We start from the raw sequence: 14,547 nt of genomic DNA on the forward strand, positions 1-14,547 counted from the left end.
CCCGGCTGTCTTGCGGCTCCCCGGCCTTAGGCCGGCTTGCTGCCGAACAGCCCGGCCAACTGCGACAGCGTGCCGAGCAGGCTCGAGGTATCGACCTGGCCGTCGGCCGGCACCTCGCCGTTCGGCGTGGCATGGTTCACCGCGTGCGGCAGCACTTGCGCGAGGATGCTCGAGGCCTGCGCCGGATCGAGGCCGACCTTGCTGGCGATTGCCGTGATCGCGTCGGTGCCGAGCACGTTATGCAGCGTGTCGGGCGAGATCGGCTGATTCTCGCCGTTGCCGACCCACGAGCCGATGATCTCGCCCGCGCCGCCCTGGCGGAACTTCTCGATCAGGCCGTTCAGGCCGCCGGGCTGGTTGTTGATGAATTCGAGCGCCACGGCGAGCAGGGCGTTCTGGTTGCCGCCGTTCTCGCCGCCGAGTACGCCACCCACGATGTCGAGCAGACCCATGATGATTCTCCGATGAATGATGCCGGTTTTCCGGGCCGGCGCCGTGCGGCGCCGGCCGATGCGGGAGCCCGCCGCGCCCGCGCGAGCCGCGGCGTGGCGGCCGTGCCGCTCAGCTGGCCGAGGCCCCCGTCGCGGCCGAGGCGGCCTGATTCTTCTTTGCCTTGCGCGGGTTCTTCGCCTTCGGCGCCGGGCCTGCGGCCACGGGCGTCGAGACTGCCGATGCGCCGGCCGCTGCCGCCTTGTCCTGCTGCTTGGCGGCGCGCTTGCCTCGGGCCGATTGGGTGGGCGCGTTGTTGGCCCCGTTGCGGGCCGCGCCGGCGGCCGATGCCGGGGCCGCGGCGGTGGCGACCGGTGCCGTCGTGGCCGTCGAGGTCGGTGCGGCGGTCGGGGCCGGGGCGCCGGTGGCCGCCTGGGTCCTGGGCCCACGCGAGCCGGCCGCCGGGGCCGCCTGCGCGCCGGTCGGCGGTGCCGTCGAGCCGCCGATCGTCAGGCCCGCCGCCTCGAGGTTCGCGACCGACTTCTGGCCGAGTCCCTTCACGCGGTTCGCGAGATCGTCCGCGCTCTTGAACGGGCCGTTTTTCGTCCGCTCGTCGATGATCGCCTTCGATTTCACCGGCCCCAGGCCCTTCACCGATTCGAGTGCCGCCTGATCGGCGGTGTTGACCTCCACGGCGGCCGCGAAGCTGGCCGTGAGTGACAGCGACAGTGCGACGAGCAGCATCAGCAGCGTCTTCAGCATGTTCTGCATGACAAGGACTCCCCAGTTGAGCGGTCGAACCGCTGTTGGAACGCGCCGACGATCACGCAAGGCGGGCTGCCGTCAGGTCGCAATCCGGCCTGGCACCCGGGCCTGCTATTTTCGAGACGGCGCGGGCAGTGTTGCGCATTGGGGCGCCGGCTGTAAAGGGGGGACGCGGCCGGGGATGGCGGTTTTGACGATGTTTGACGCCCGATGGCCCGGGGCCGGGGCAGCAAGGGCGGCGTCGGCAAGGCGTGCGCATGCCGCCCCGGTGGCCGCGTCGCGCCCGCGGCAGCGGCGGATCGACGGGCGGCTTCGCCGGGCGTGCGGGGGCGCGGCACCAGCGCCCGTCGCGCGGCGCGTCAGCGGCGATGGGGGGCACGATGCCGAGCCGGGCGATCCGTCGATAGAGCGTCGCGCGCGAGATGCCGAGCGCCGCGGCGGCCGCGTTCGGGTGCCAGCGATGCGCGTTCAGCACGGCGACGATGCGCGCGCGTTCGTCGTCCGCGCCATGGCGTGCGTCGCCGGCCGGCGGCACCAGCGCGGCAGCGAGATCGGCCGGCAGATGGCGCAGCCCCACGCGCGTGCCGTCGCAGACGGCGCAGGCATGGCGCAGCGTGTGCCGCAGCTGTCGCAGGTTGCCCGGCCAGGCCAAGCGGCCGAGCGCCTCGGCCAGCGCCGGATCGAGCGTCATCAGATGGCCCGCGGCCTGCGCCTCGCCGGCGAACACGGTGCGGATCGGATCGCCCAGATCCGCGCGCTCGCGCAGCGGCGGCAGCGTGAACTGGGCTCCGCCGAGCCGGTAGGACAGATCCTCGCAAAACGTCTGTCGCGCGACCCGCTCGGCGAGACGCCCCCGGCGCGGCGGCCGGCGACGTCAACCGGCTGATCGACGCGTTCCTCGACGGCTGAGGCGCCGGGGCGCGGGCGCTCGGCCTAGGGCGCGCGGTGCAGCCAGCGCCGGCTGATGTGGTTCAGATAGACGACGAGCGCCGCGCCCGCGATCAGCAGGCTCGCGAAGTTCGCGAACCAGAAGCCGCGTGCGCCGGTGAACGCGGCCGGCGCCCAGCCGCCGATGTCGAAGCCGAGCAGATAGCCGCCGCCCACGCCGACGCCCCACAGCGCGACGGCGTAGATCACGGTCGGCACGACCGCGACCTTGTAGGCGCGCAGCACGAACGCGGTGGTGACCTGGACGGCATCCACGCAGTGGTAGAAGGCGACGATCGTCACGAGCGGCAGCGCGGCCGCGACCACGGCCGGGTTCGGCGTGTAGGCGCCGATGATCCAGTGGCGCAGCGCAAGCACCACGCAGGCATAGCCGAGCGCGGTGAGCGCCGCGAAGCTCACGCCATGCCGCGCCAGCAGCCGCGCCTCGTCGGGGCGGCCGGCGCCGAGCGCGCGCGCAACCAGCGTCGAGGCCGCGATGCCGATCGACAGCGGCGTCATGTACAGCACCGCGCCGACGTTGCCGGCGATCTGATGGCCGGCCAGCACGGTGGTGCCGAAGTGCGAGATGAACAGCGCCATGAACGTGTACGACGTGACCTCGATCAGGTACGACAGGCCCATCGGCAGCCCGAGCTTGAGCAGCGCCTTCTGGCGTTCCCAGGTTGGCGTGCAAAAGCGCGCGAAGATGCCCAGCGGGGCGAACACGTCGAGCCGCGCAACCAGCGTGAAGCCGATCAGCGCGAGTGCCCAGTTGATCAGCGTGCTGGCCAGCCCGCAGCCGGGGCCGCCGAGCGCCGGCACGCCGAGCCCGCCGAAGATGAACCAGACGTTGAGCGGGATCTTCAGCGCGAGCGCGCCGAGCTGCAGGATCATCGCGAGCCGCGGCTTGCCGGCGGCGTTGGTCAGCGCGTTGTAGATGCGGAACATCAGGCTCGCGGGCAGCCCGAACGCGAGGATGCGCAGGTAGTCGACGGTGCGGTCGTGCAGTTGCGGCGGCGCGTGCGCGGCGCGCAGTATCAGCTCCGGGAAGTGCAGCAGCAGGAAGCCCGGCACGGCGAGCATCAGGGCCAACCACATCGCCTGGCGCACTTCCTCGCCGATTTCCTGGAAGCGGCGTGCGCCGTAGAGCTGGCCCGCGATGGGCTGCAGCGCCGAGAGGATGCCGGTCAGCCCGATGAACACCGACACGTAGATCGACGAGCCGAGCCCGAGCGCGGCCAGATCGAGCGCCGAGTAGCGTCCCACCATCGCGGTGTCGATCACGCCGAACGCGATGATGGCGAGCTGGCCGACCAGCACCGGCCAGGCGAGGCCGGCGATGCGGCGGACGTCGGCGAGCATGGTCAGCCGCGCGCGCCGCGTGGATGGCGTCGTAGCGGCGAGCGGGGCCGCTCGATCCGCTCGTAGAGGCGGAAGCGCTCGTCGCGGTCGGCCGCGCGGCGGCCCTCCCAGACCAGCCGCCAGACGTATTGGGACATCGAGCTCGGATCGCCGTAGTCGGCGGCATCCTGGCGCAGGATCAAGTCGCAGTCGTCGGTGAACGAGAAGTGCATCTTGCCGAAATAGGCGAAGGTCGCGATCTGCGCATCGCCGAGCCGCACCGGCGAGATGCATTCGTAGTCGGCCGGCAGGTGCGCGGCGATCTGCATCGCGACGTCGCGATAGGTGCGGCTGTAGTTCACGAACGGCAGCCACAGCGTCATCAGCAGCACCCACATCAGCGTGGTGCCCGCGCCCGACAGCACCACGCTGCGCCACAGCACCTTCGGCTGCCGCGAGATGCGCCAGCGCACCAGCATGAACCAGCAGGCCGTGGCGATCAGCGCGCAGGCGAACGCGAGCGCGTTGAAATGCGGCACGTAGCCGGGCACGAGGCGGCCCAGGTTGCGCGCGAGCGGATGCGGAAAGCCCGTGATCGAGGCGAGCCAGACCAGCCAGACGAAGCTGCCGAGGATCGTGAAGCTCAATACGGCGAACCAGTCGATCGCGTTGATCGCGCCGCGCTTGAGCGTGGGCAGCGCGAAGCTCGCGAGCACCGCGAGCGGCGGCAGCAGCAGCATGTAGACGCGATTGGTCTGCTGGCTCTGCAGGATCACGAGCGCGACGAGCGGCGCGGCGACGGCGAGCGGAATCGCGATGTGCGGCCGGCGGCGCCAGCCCTTCCAACTGATCCACGCCCAGATCGCGAGCGGCCAGGCAGGCCAGGTGAACAGCGGCAGATTCTTCGCCGCATACTTGAGCACGGCCGTGGGCGGTCCCGAGAAGCGCATCAGGCTGCCGTGCATCCACTGATCGAGGAACCAGGACGCGTCGCCGGGGTAGAGCGTCAGCGCCGCCGCGGGCCACAGCGCGAACAGCACGATCGCGATCGGCAGGCCGACGAGCGCCAGGTGGCGATGGCGCACCTCGGGCGTGACGGCGATCAGCACCGCGGTGCCGAGCACCAGCGCGCCCGTCAGCACCGGATTGCCCGACAGCAGCAACAGGCCGACCGCCGCGCCCCACCAGGCGGCGCCGTGCAGCGGCTTGTCGGTGATCCGCACCAAACCGTAGACCAGCATCGCGATCGAGGCGAACTGCGCAAGCTGCGGCGTGGTTTCGTGGCCGCGCTCGGCCAGGCCGAAGCAGGCGAGCAGCACCAGCAGCGCGCCGTCGGCGAGCGTGCGGCCGTAGTCGCGCGGCTCCGGCTCGCCGCCGAACGCGTACTTGAACGGCTGCACCTCCGCGCGGCGGCCGAGCAGGTAGGCGGTGGACCAGACGAACGCGCAGGCCACGCAGAACAGCACGCAGGTGGCGAGGCGTGACGCATTGCTCGCGTCGAACCACGCGCCGAACGCGCGGATGCCGAGCGCGCCGAGCCAGTAGCCGAGCGGACCGTCGGAGGTGACGAACTTGCCGACCAGGTTCGGCAGCAGCCAGTCGTGCGCGGAGCCGCCCGCCATGGTCCACATCACGCCGAAGCCCGCGGCGTCCTCGTTCTTCCACGGATCGCGCCCGAACAGGCCGAACGCCGCGTAGACGAGGCAGAGCGTGAGCAGCAGCCAGCGCGGCAACGCGCGCGTGGCGGAGGCGGTAAGGCGAACGACGGGCTTCATGCAGATGACTGACTTGTTATGAGGAGGCGCTTGGCCGGCGTCGGCTGGCACGGCCGACTTGCGAGCATCCGGCATTGTAGACGCTGCGCGCGGGCGGTGCCGCAAGCGCGCAGACGAAAAAAGGGCAGCCTGGGCTGCCCTTTTGGTTCGAACCGGCGATGCCGCCGCCGGTATCGCGCGGCGAGCTTACGCCGCCTTGCCGTTGGCGCGCGCGCCGAACTTGTTCTTGAACTTCTCGACACGGCCGGCCGTGTCCATGATCTTCTGCTGGCCCGTGTAGAACGAGTGCGACTCCGACGACACTTCGATCTTGGCGAGCGGGTAGGTCTTGCCGTCGAGTTCGATCGTTTCGCGCGTCTGGATGGTCGAGCGCGTGATGAACTTGAAGCCGTTCGACATGTCCTGGAAGACGACTTCGCGGTAATTCGGATGGATGCCCGGTTTCATGATGTTTCCTGTAATGGAGCGGTAGCCAACCCGCCGCGCGAATCCGTCGAACCGGACGCTGCGCCGTTGCGAGCCACTTGCCTTAGGTCGAAAAACGACGATTATGCCAGAAAATCAGTTGCTTGACGATTTTTTGCACGTCCCATCCGGTTCAGCGGGCGGGCAGCGCCTCCAGCGCGCCGGTGCCGGCCGGATCCTGCCGATAATAGTGCGCGAGCAGCCGGTAAAGCTCCGGAAACTCGGCTTCGAACGGGCCGGGGCGCACGAACAGCGCCTCGCTGCAGATCGCGAAGAATTCGGACGGGTGATTGGCCGCGTAGGGTTCGATCAGCGAGGTGCGTTCGAAGCGCGCCCAGGCGCGATCCGGCACCGCGTCGACGCGGTCGCAGAAGCGGTCATAGGCGTGATCGAACACGTCCGCCCAGCGCGTCGCGTCCAGGTGCGGCGCGTGCAGCCGGCGGAACAGCGGGGGATGGCCGTCCGCCTCGCCGTTGACCATGTCGATCTTGTGCGCGAACTCGTGGATCACGACGTTGTACACGTCGCGGCCGTCGGCCATCTGCACGTCCTCCCACGACAGGATCACCGGACCGCCGCCCGGCAGGGCCTGGCCCACCGCGTCCTGGGTGAACTCGTGTACCACGCCGGCCTCGTCCTCGACGGTGTGGGGAATCAAAAATTCACCCGGATAGACGACCACGCCGCTCCAGCCGCGATAGAGGTCGAGCCCGAGGTTCAGCACCGGCAGGCAGGCCTGCGCGGCGATGTTGACCGTCATGGCATCGGTCAGTTCGAGGCCGTGGGTGGTCGAGAACGATTTTTCGGCGAGCAGGCAACTGGTCATCTCGCGCAGCCGGGCCAGTTCGGCCGCGGGCCGCGCCGCGAGAAACGGCAGCTTGGCGAGCGTGGCGTCCCACAGCGCGTCGGGAATCGGGAACGCGCGCAGCGCGCGGTCGCGGCGGCGGGCGTCGAGCCACCGGGTGAGTCGGGAGAGCATCGATGCGGGAGGGGTGTGACGAGACAGCGCACGGTACCTCAATCGATGGATTTTTGCCAGGCGGCGAACAGGCCGCCGCAGAGCGCGACGCCGGCGATGAACAGGAAGCCGTCCAGCGAAGTCAGGAACGCGGCCTGGCGCCCGATCGTTGCGCTGACCGACGCCAGCGCGAGCGCGTGCGCGTCGCCCGCCGCCTGACCGGCGCCGGCGTAGCCGCGCGCCAGCGCGTCGACGGTCTGCGCGAACGTGGGGTTGAACACGCTCGCCTGCTCGAAAAGCCGTGCGCGGTGCAGCGCGTCGCGATGCTGCTCGATGATGATCACCGAGGAGGTCGCGAACGACAGCGTCAGTTGCCGCACGATGTTCTTCAGGCGGTAGCTGTGCGTGTAGTCGTCGATCGGGAATGCACGAAACGTCAGGTTCGCGACCGGCATCACGATGAACAGCAGCAACAGGCCGCGCATCAGCAGCGGCACGATCAGCTCGGCCTCGCCGACGCCGGGCGACAGCCGCGCCATCGCGAGCGCGGCGCCGGCCGCGAGCGCGAAGCCCGGCACGATGAACCATTTCTTGTGCGTGACGTGCTTCGCGTAGCGCAGGTAGACGAACAGCGCGGCGGACGCGATCAGCGAGGTGGCGCCCGTCAGCCGCCCGGCGTTCTCGACGGGGTAGTCGAGCCCCGCCTCGAGAAGGCGCGAGGTCAGATAGCTGAACGAGGTGGTGATGTAGTAATAGAGCACGTAGAGCAGCAGGCCGACCTGGAACGTGCGCAGCCGCAGCGCCGACATGCGCACCAGCGGCGCAGGCTGGCTCCATTGGTGGCGCGCGAACAGCGCCAGCGCCGCGAAGCCGGCCAACGTCAGCAGGATCAGCAAAGGCGACGACAGGAACAGCTGGTAGCGCACCTGCTGCATCACGATCTGCAGCGAGCCCTGCGCGAAGGCGAAGATCACGTAGGGCCAGATCTGGCTCGGGGTGCGCTCGGCGGGCGGCGCATGGCCGGCATCGGGCAGCGTGGCGTAGGCCAGCGCGGAGCTCGCGAGCGCCATCGGCACCGTGCAGGCGAACACGGCGCGCCAAGTGAAGCGCGCGATCAGTTCGCCGCCGACGATCGGCGCGAGCGAGGTGCCGAGCAGCAGCATGACGAGGAACGCGCGCAATGCCGGCGCGCGCTCCTGCGGCGGGTAGGTGATTTGGATCAGGATGCGGCAGGCACCCATCATCGGGCCGATGAAGTAGCCCTGGAAGCCCCGAGCGAACGCGAGTTCGAGCGAGGTGTCGGCCAGCGCCGCGGCGCTCGCGCCGAGCGCGTAGAGCAGCAGGCAGCCGCTCACGTAGCGCCGATGGCCGACGCGGTCGATCCACCATTGCTGCTGCAGGATGCCGAGCACCGCCGTGATCGCATAGGCGCTCGACGCCCAGACGAGTTCGTCGGGCGAGGCGTTGATCCCGCCGGCGATGTAGCTGGCGAAGAACGAGAACAGCGCGTTGTCGAAATAGTCGAGGCCGGTGACGACCGCCAGCGCCCAGCGAAACAGCCCGCCGCACGGTGCGGCGAGACTGCCGTGCGGCGACCGGGCGGAGAGGAGGCTGCTCATGGCCGTGACCTGCGGCCGCGGCCCTGCTTCGCGGCCGCCTGGCGGCGCGCGATCAGCGTATCGGGATCTTCGCCGGCCAGGCGTCGCTCGACGTAGTCGATGTCGTGCAGCAGTTCGGCACGGATCGTCTCGACCTCGTGCAGCTCGCGGCGCGCGGCGGCGATCCGTTCGTCGAGCGTCGCCACCTGCTGCGCGAGATTCGCATGGATCTCGCGCAGCGAAGCGTCCGAGAAGCGCCGCTGCCCGTCGCCCGTCGCCTCGCTCGGCCGCTTCAGCATCTCCGTGATGCCGTGCAGCGAGAAGCCGAGCGCGCGCAGCCGCAGTATCCTCGCGAAACGCTCGAGGTCGGCCTCGGCGTAGAGCCGGTAGCGGCCCTCGCTGCGCAGCGGCGTGACCAGTCCCCGTTCCTCATAGTATTTCAGCGTGCGCGGCGTGACGCCGAGACGGTCGGCGGCGTCGCGCACGGTCAGCAGGCAGGGGGCGGCAAGGCGGGTCATGAGGCTCTGGGCGCGATGGCGCGCCGAGAATGACGGAATGCCGGCGATTATAAATCAACGTGTACGTACACGTACACGTACAGATTCGGGCATGAAAAAGCCGCCCGGCGGGCGGCTTCTGGCGGCTTTCCTGCTGCGTTGCGCGACTCGTGCCGGCCTGGCGCGGGCTCAGCCGCCGCGGCGCATCAGGTCGAAGAACTCGGAATTGCTCTTGGTCTGGCGAATCTTGTCGAGCAGGAATTCCATCGCCTCGACTTCGTCCATGTCGTGGATGAACTTGCGCAGCACCCAGATCTTCTGAAGGATGTCGGCCTTGATCAGCATTTCCTCGCGGCGCGTGCCCGACTTGTTCAGGTTGATCGACGGGTAGACGCGCTTTTCCGCGAGACGGCGTTCCAGGTGGACTTCCATGTTGCCGGTGCCCTTGAACTCTTCGTAGATCACGTCGTCCATGCGGCTGCCGGTTTCGATCAGCGCGGTACCGATGATGGTCAGCGAGCCGCCTTCCTCGATGTTGCGCGCCGCGCCGAAGAAGCGCTTCGGGCGCTGCAGGGCGTTGGCGTCGACGCCGCCCGTGAGCACCTTGCCCGAGGCCGGGATCACGGTGTTGTAGGCGCGCGCGAGACGCGTGATCGAGTCGAGCAGGATCACCACGTCGTGCTTCATTTCCACCAGGCGCTTGGCCTTCTCGATCACCATTTCGGCGACCTGCACGTGGCGCGTGGCCGGTTCGTCGAAGGTCGAGGCGATCACTTCGCCCGCCACCGAGCGCTGCATTTCCGTCACTTCTTCCGGACGCTCGTCGATCAGCAGCACGAACAGAATCACGTCCGGGTGGTTCTGCTTGATCGCGTGCGCGATGTGCTGGAGCATCACGGTCTTGCCCGACTTCGGCGAGGCGACCAGCAGGCCGCGCTGGCCCTTGCCGATCGGCGCGATCATGTCGATGATGCGGCCCGTCACGTTTTCCTCGCCGCGCATTTCGCGTTCGAGCGAAAGCGGCTTGTTCGGGTGCAGCGGCGTGAGGTTCTCGAACATGATCTTGTGTTTCGAGGCCTCGGGCGGCTGCCCGTTGACTTTGTCGACCTTGACCAGTGCGAAGTAGCGCTCGCCGTCCTTCGGCGTGCGGACCTCACCTTCGATCGTGTCGCCGGTATGCAGGTTGAAGCGGCGGATCTGCGACGGGCTGATATAGATGTCGTCCGTGCTCGCGAGATACGACATTTCGGGCGAGCGCAGGAAACCGAAGCCGTCCGGCAGGACTTCGAGCGTGCCGTCGCCGAAGATCGTCTCTCCCGTCTTGGCGCGCTTTTTTAGAATGGCGAACATCAGCTCCTGCTTGCGCAGGCGGTTCGCGTTTTCGATCTCCAGGCCGTTGGCCATTTCGATCAATTCGGACACGTGCAGAGACTTGAGCTCGGATAAATGCATACGGAGAACCCGCCAGGGAGGAGAGATGCGACGAAAGAAATAGGGAGGAGGGCGAGCGGAAACGCTCTGAGACTTTTGCGTCGGATGGCGACGTCTAATTAAATTCTAGCACACGCCGATTCGGCCTTGCTTTGCCGCACATCGGCTGCACCACGCGCCTGTTGCCAGCCGGCAACAGGCGCGTGGCGGAGATAATCGCTTATTACAGGTGGCTGTCGAGAAACGCGGTCAATTGCGATTTGGACAGGGCGCCGACCTTTTGTGCGGCGAGCACGCCGTTCTTGAACAGAATCAGCGTCGGGATGCCGCGCACACCGTAACGCGCCGGCGTCGCCGTGTTGTCGTCGACGTTGATCTTTGCGATCGTCAGCTTGTCGCCGTATTCCTTCGAGATTTCGTCGAGGATCGGGGCGATCATCTTGCAGGGGCCGCACCATTCGGCCCAGAAATCGAGCAGCACGGGCTTGTCGGATCGTACGACGTCCTGTTCGAACGACGTGTCGCTGATGTGTTTGATCTGTTCGCTCATTTGGTCAATACCTCATTCGTTTCGGGGACTGCCTGCGGGTGCCGGTCAGGTGCGCCGGCCGCCGGTTCAGGCAGGTCCGCCCCGCAGGGAACGGCGGCCATGAAGCGCTGAAAACCGTGGCTCGCGGGTCACTCGGGCGTCATATTAGCCTAAATCGCTATGCGCCGTTGGCGGCGATAGTATCCGCTTCGCGAGTAGGGGGTTCGGGCCGCTGCGAGCGATGGCAAGAACATGGGGATGGCGCCCGCGAATGCAAGGCTGGCCGGTCCGGCACAAGGCATGCCGCCGTGTCGTCGAGGGTGCCTCATGATGGCGCATGGCTCCGATTCCTCGCCGCGCCTGCCGCGACGCGTTCCGTCCTGTGCTCCGTCCGGCGGCGTCGCCGCGGCCGCCGTGCGATAAATCGGTCGCGTTCGCGACGAAGCGATGTTAGAATTCGCCGTGACGGGCCTCCTCGCATGGTGGGCCGGTGAACCTGGTCAGGTCGGGAACGAAGCAGCCACAGCCGTTTTCCACCAGTGCCGAGGGTCGGGCTCGTCACCTTCTCCCCCCTTCTTGCTTCGCTCGTTCAGCCGATTCGCGTTGGCCTGTTCGGGTTGCGCCTTGCCGCGCGGCTCGGTCATGGCAGCGGCCCGATCGCGCAGCCGATTTTTCTGCAGCCTCCGGCACCTGCGCGGTCCTTGCCGCGCCGCATGACCTCACGCATCCTGCGCATGAACGACGGCCCCGGCCGGCTCGCGCCGCGCGTCCGGCTGTCGGCGGCGACCGGCGTTACTGATACAATTTCCCGATGACCTATCAAGTTCTCGCACGCAAGTGGCGTCCGAAGGATTTCGCTTCGCTCGTCGGCCAGGAGCACGTCGTCAGGGCGCTCACGCACGCGCTCGACGGCGGGCGTTTGCATCACGCCTATTTGTTTACGGGCACGCGCGGCGTCGGCAAGACCACGCTGTCCCGGATCTTCGCCAAGGCGCTCAATTGCGAGACGGGCGTCACCTCGCAGCCGTGCGGCGTATGCCGTGCCTGCCGTGAGATCGACGAGGGCCGTTTCGTCGACTATGTCGAAATGGATGCGGCGAGCAATCGCGGTGTCGACGAAATGGCCGCGCTGCTCGAGCGCGCCGTGTACGCGCCCGTGGACGCGCGCTTCAAGGTCTACATGATCGACGAAGTCCACATGCTGACGAACCACGCCTTCAACGCGATGTTGAAGACGCTGGAAGAGCCGCCGCCGCACGTCAAGTTCATCCTTGCCACCACCGATCCGCAGAAGATTCCCGTCACCGTCCTGTCGCGCTGCCTGCAGTTCAATCTGAAGCAGATGCCGGCCGGCCATATCGTGATGCATCTCGAGCGCATTCTGGGCGAGGAGCGCGTCGCGTTCGAGCCACAGGCGCTGCGGCTGCTCGCGCGCGCGGCACAGGGCAGCATGCGCGATGCGCTGTCGTTGACCGATCAGGCGATCGCCTATTCGGCCAACGAGGTGACCGAGGCGGCCGTGTCGGGAATGCTCGGCGCGCTGGACCAGACCTACATGGTCCGGTTGCTCGACGCGATCGCCTCGTCCGACGGCCCCGAAATCCTCGCGATCGCCGACGAGATGGCCTTGCGCAGCCTGTCGTTCTCGACCGCGCTGCAGGATCTGGCCGGCCTGCTGCACCGCATCGCCTGGGCGCAGTTCGCACCGGCCTCGGTGCTCGACGAGTGGCCCGAGGCGGCCGACCTGCGCCGCTTCGCCGAGGCGCTGAGCCCGGAGCAGGTGCAACTCTATTACCAGATCGCGACGGTCGGCCGGGGCGAACTCGGCCTCGCGCCCGACGAATATGCGGGTTTCACGATGACGCTGCTGCGGATGCTGGCGTTCGCGCCAGCCGCGAGCGGCGGCGCGCCAGTGCCTGGCGCGGCGCCTGCCGTGGCCGCCGGCGGCCGTCGCGCGGCCGCGCCGGTGGCGCCGGCCGGAGCCGGCGCGCGCGATGCCGCAGCGCATGCGATGCCACCCGTGGCCGCCGCGGCGTCTGCAAGGCCCGCGCCCGCCCCGGTGGCGCAGGCTGCGGCCGAGCCGCCGCCCGCGGCCGTCGCCGCACCGCGCGCGGTGCCGCCAGCGGCGGCCCGCGATGTCGCGACAGCGAAGCGGCCGGCCGAGTTGCCGGTGCGCGCCGAGCAAGCGAGGCCCGCCGAATCGGACGAGGCGGCCGCTGTCGCGCCGCGCGAATCGGCGCCGGACCTCGCGGACGAGCCTGCCGAGTCGCCGCTTGCCTCGCAGCTCGAATCATCCGATGTCGCGCTCGGCGCCGGGCCGACGCCGCCCGCTGAACCGGCGGCCATGCTCGAGCCGTCGCTGCGCGCCGACACGCCGCCGATGGCCGAGTCTGCGGCCGAAGCCGCGTTTGCCGAAGACGTCTCGTCCTTGCCCGCCGCCTTGCCGCAAGCATCTCCGCCGTCGGCTGACGCCGCGCCGCTTGCCGCCGCGCCGCGTCCCGATCGGGTCGAGCCTGCCGCGGTCCGGCCTCCGGCCGCGCCGGTTGCCGCGCCGGGCGAACGTTCCGACGCGCTGCGCGGCGGGGGCGCCGCCGCCGCGCTCGACGTACTGCGCAACGCCGGCATGCGCGTCTCGTCCGATCGCGGCCGCGCAGCCTCGGCCGCCAAGCCGGCGCCGGCGGCCAAGTCCGCCGCGCCGCGCGTGAACGTGCCGACCCCGCGCCCGCGCACGGCGCAGCCGTCCCGTCCCGCCGCCGCGGCCGATCCGTCGGCGCCGCCGCCGTGGGATGACATGCCGCCCGACGATTACCTGCCGATCTCGGCCGACGACCACTACGGGCCACCGCCCGACGACGGCTACCTTCCCGTCTTCGACAGCAGTCCCGACGACGTGCGCGTCGCGCCGCAGCCGGCGCCCGCACCGGCTGACACCCGACCGCTGCCGCCCGCCATCGCGCTCGACGCGATCGGCTATGCCGGCGAATGGCCGCAACTGGCCGCGACCCTGACGCTCAAGGGCGTCGCTTACCAGCTCGCGTTCAACAGCGAACTGATTTCCGCTCAGGGCGGCGTGCTGAAGCTGGCCGTGCCGGTGCCGCAGTATGCCGACGCGGCGCAGGTGGTGAAGCTGAAGACGGCGCTTGCCGAGGCGCTCGGCAAGCCGGTCGAGGTGGCCGTCGAGGTCGGTCCCGCGCGGCGCACGGCGGCCGCGCTCGATGCGGTCGAGCGCGCGAAGCGCCAGCGCGAGGCCGAGCAGGAGATCGGCGCCGATCCGTTCGTCCAGCAACTGATTCGCGACTTCGGCGCGCGTATCGTCGAGGGCTCGGTGCGGCCCGTCGCGAGCGACGCCGCAGCGGCCGGGCCGGCCGGGCAGTGCGGCGCGCCCACGCTGCATTGAGCGTGCGGCGCGCGCATCCCATTCCCTAATTCCGGAACCGGCGCTAAGATCGCGCCGGTCTCACACGAACACCAAGGAGCACGTCCATGATGAAAGGCCAACTCGCCGGGCTGATGAAGCAGGCTCAGCAGATGCAGGAAAACATGAAGAAGATGCAGGAGCAGCTCGCCCTCATCGAAGTCGAAGGCCAGTCGGGCGCGGGGCTCGTGAAGGTGACGATGACCTGCAAGAACGAAGTGCGGCGCGTGGCGATCGACCCGAGCCTGCTCGCGGACGACAAGGACATGCTCGAGGATCTGGTGGCGGCGGCCTTCAACGATGCGGTGCGCAAGGCGGAAGCCACCTCGCAGGAAAAGATGAGCGGCATGACTTCCGGGCTGCCGCTGCCCCCGGGCTTCAAGCTGCCGTTCTGACGCGGCGCCGAAGCCGACCCCC

Annotated in this window: 12 protein-coding genes, 1 other RNA gene and 1 pseudogene; 3 read left to right on the top strand and 11 right to left on the bottom strand. The window is 69.1% G+C overall.

Annotation, left to right across the window (positions count from 1 at the left end):
• Positions 1-26: 26 nt before the first annotated feature.
• From KS03_RS24350 to trxA, 11 genes and pseudogenes are all read right to left on the bottom strand, one after another.
• Positions 27-452 (bottom strand): YidB family protein, encoded by a 426-nt coding sequence (locus KS03_RS24350; protein WP_015875466.1) that lies wholly within the window; start codon positions 450-452, stop codon positions 27-29.
• Positions 453-561: 109 nt separating this feature from the next.
• Positions 562-1,191 carry a ComEA family DNA-binding protein gene (locus KS03_RS24355; RefSeq protein WP_045678967.1) on the bottom strand — a complete coding sequence of 210 codons (630 nt, stop codon included), beginning with the start codon at positions 1,189-1,191 and terminating at the stop codon, positions 562-564.
• A 373-nt stretch (positions 1,192-1,564) separates the two neighbouring features.
• A pseudogene (locus KS03_RS32940) lies at positions 1,565-2,041 on the bottom strand (AAA-type ATPase lid domain-containing protein); the annotation flags it as partial.
• An 86-nt stretch (positions 2,042-2,127) separates the two neighbouring features.
• Positions 2,128-3,483 (bottom strand): MATE family efflux transporter, encoded by a 1,356-nt coding sequence (locus KS03_RS24365; RefSeq protein WP_015875468.1) that lies wholly within the window; start codon positions 3,481-3,483, stop codon positions 2,128-2,130.
• A 2-nt stretch (positions 3,484-3,485) separates the two neighbouring features.
• A complete protein-coding gene (locus KS03_RS24370) occupies positions 3,486-5,237 on the bottom strand; it encodes an ArnT family glycosyltransferase (RefSeq protein WP_015875469.1) in 1,752 nt (583 codons plus the stop codon).
• Positions 5,238-5,423: 186 nt separating this feature from the next.
• Positions 5,424-5,684, bottom strand: coding sequence for a type B 50S ribosomal protein L31 (locus KS03_RS24375; RefSeq protein WP_015875470.1), 261 nt, complete (start codon positions 5,682-5,684; stop codon positions 5,424-5,426).
• 151 nt (positions 5,685-5,835) lie between these two features.
• Positions 5,836-6,681 carry a M90 family metallopeptidase gene (locus KS03_RS24380; RefSeq protein WP_015875471.1) on the bottom strand — a complete coding sequence of 282 codons (846 nt, stop codon included), beginning with the start codon at positions 6,679-6,681 and terminating at the stop codon, positions 5,836-5,838.
• Between the two features lie 38 nt (positions 6,682-6,719).
• The gene (locus KS03_RS24385) at positions 6,720-8,279 is read right to left on the bottom strand and encodes an MFS transporter (RefSeq protein WP_015875472.1); all 1,560 of its coding nucleotides are present in this window, start codon (positions 8,277-8,279) and stop codon (positions 6,720-6,722) included.
• Positions 8,276-8,776, bottom strand: a complete 501-nt coding sequence (locus KS03_RS24390; RefSeq protein ID WP_015875473.1) for a MerR family transcriptional regulator — start codon at positions 8,774-8,776, stop codon at positions 8,276-8,278. Before KS03_RS24390 ends, KS03_RS24385 begins: the two co-directional genes overlap by 4 nt.
• A gap of 168 nt (positions 8,777-8,944) precedes the next feature.
• Positions 8,945-10,207, bottom strand: coding sequence for a transcription termination factor Rho (gene rho, locus KS03_RS24395; RefSeq protein ID WP_015875474.1), 1,263 nt, complete (start codon positions 10,205-10,207; stop codon positions 8,945-8,947).
• A 202-nt stretch (positions 10,208-10,409) separates the two neighbouring features.
• Entirely contained in the window at positions 10,410-10,736 is a 327-nt protein-coding gene (gene trxA, locus KS03_RS24400) for a thioredoxin TrxA (protein WP_015875475.1), read from the bottom strand.
• 443 nt (positions 10,737-11,179) lie between these two features.
• Between trxA and ffs the strand changes: the two genes are divergently transcribed.
• The 3 genes from ffs to KS03_RS24410 all read left to right on the top strand — a co-directional run bounded on the left by ffs (position 11,180) and on the right by KS03_RS24410 (position 14,525).
• Positions 11,180-11,278: signal recognition particle sRNA small type (ffs, locus tag KS03_RS30455), an RNA gene on the top strand.
• A 248-nt stretch (positions 11,279-11,526) separates the two neighbouring features.
• The gene (locus tag KS03_RS24405; RefSeq protein WP_015875476.1) at positions 11,527-14,112 is read left to right on the top strand and encodes a DNA polymerase III subunit gamma/tau; all 2,586 of its coding nucleotides are present in this window, start codon (positions 11,527-11,529) and stop codon (positions 14,110-14,112) included.
• An 86-nt stretch (positions 14,113-14,198) separates the two neighbouring features.
• Positions 14,199-14,525, top strand: coding sequence for a YbaB/EbfC family nucleoid-associated protein (locus KS03_RS24410; RefSeq protein WP_013698260.1), 327 nt, complete (start codon positions 14,199-14,201; stop codon positions 14,523-14,525).
• Positions 14,526-14,547: the final 22 nt, after the last annotated feature.

It is taken from the genome of Burkholderia glumae LMG 2196 = ATCC 33617 (genome assembly GCF_000960995.1).
Classification (GTDB): Bacteria; Pseudomonadota; Gammaproteobacteria; order Burkholderiales; family Burkholderiaceae; genus Burkholderia; species Burkholderia glumae.

What these genes read in the sequence shown, in the direction of transcription:
- KS03_RS24350 (WP_015875466.1), bottom strand. Translation starts at nt 452, where the DNA reads ATGGGTCTGCTCGACATCGTGGGTGGCGTACTCGGCGGCGAGAACGGC.
- KS03_RS24355 (WP_045678967.1), bottom strand. Translation starts at nt 1,191, where the DNA reads ATGCTGAAGACGCTGCTGATGCTGCTCGTCGCACTGTCGCTGTCACTC.
- KS03_RS24365 (WP_015875468.1), bottom strand. Translation starts at nt 3,483, where the DNA reads ATGCTCGCCGACGTCCGCCGCATCGCCGGCCTCGCCTGGCCGGTGCTG.
- KS03_RS24370 (WP_015875469.1), bottom strand. Translation starts at nt 5,237, where the DNA reads ATGAAGCCCGTCGTTCGCCTTACCGCCTCCGCCACGCGCGCGTTGCCG.
- KS03_RS24375 (WP_015875470.1), bottom strand. Translation starts at nt 5,684, where the DNA reads ATGAAACCGGGCATCCATCCGAATTACCGCGAAGTCGTCTTCCAGGAC.
- KS03_RS24380 (WP_015875471.1), bottom strand. Translation starts at nt 6,681, where the DNA reads ATGCTCTCCCGACTCACCCGGTGGCTCGACGCCCGCCGCCGCGACCGC.
- KS03_RS24385 (WP_015875472.1), bottom strand. Translation starts at nt 8,279, where the DNA reads ATGAGCAGCCTCCTCTCCGCCCGGTCGCCGCACGGCAGTCTCGCCGCA.
- KS03_RS24390 (WP_015875473.1), bottom strand. Translation starts at nt 8,776, where the DNA reads ATGACCCGCCTTGCCGCCCCCTGCCTGCTGACCGTGCGCGACGCCGCC.
- rho (WP_015875474.1), bottom strand. Translation starts at nt 10,207, where the DNA reads ATGCATTTATCCGAGCTCAAGTCTCTGCACGTGTCCGAATTGATCGAA.
- trxA (WP_015875475.1), bottom strand. Translation starts at nt 10,736, where the DNA reads ATGAGCGAACAGATCAAACACATCAGCGACACGTCGTTCGAACAGGAC.
- KS03_RS24405 (WP_015875476.1), top strand. Translation starts at nt 11,527, where the DNA reads ATGACCTATCAAGTTCTCGCACGCAAGTGGCGTCCGAAGGATTTCGCT.
- KS03_RS24410 (WP_013698260.1), top strand. Translation starts at nt 14,199, where the DNA reads ATGATGAAAGGCCAACTCGCCGGGCTGATGAAGCAGGCTCAGCAGATG.